The 350-nt window shown below is 57.7% G+C and carries 1 protein-coding gene; it reads left to right on the forward strand.

What is annotated here, in order from left to right:
• On the forward strand, window positions 1-350 hold a 350-nt coding region (locus AAIR21_RS28045; RefSeq protein ID WP_434682861.1), incomplete at both ends, for an IS66 family transposase.

Below are 350 nucleotides of genomic sequence, written 5' to 3' on the forward strand. Positions count from 1 at the left end.
GCCAGAACGGTACCACTGATGCAGTCGCTGTACGACTGGGTACAGCAACAGATGAGCATGCTGTCGCGTCACTCAGATATGGCGAAGGCGTTCGCGTACCTGCTGAAACAGTGGGATGCTCTGAACGAATACTGCCGCAATGGCTGGGTGGAGATAGACAACAATCTGTGCGAGAACGCGCTCCGGGTGGTAGCGCTGGGGCGCCGTAACTACATGTTCTTCGGCTCCGATGGTGGTGGCGACAGCGCAGCAGTGATGTACAGCCTGATCGGAAGCTGCAAACTCAACGGCATCAAGCCGGAAGCCTGGCTGCGCCACGTGATCAGCGTCATCAATACCTGGCCTGCCAA

The organism is Enterobacter sp. PTB, from assembly GCF_051130085.1.
Taxonomy (GTDB): Bacteria; Pseudomonadota; Gammaproteobacteria; order Enterobacterales; family Enterobacteriaceae; genus Enterobacter; species Enterobacter ludwigii.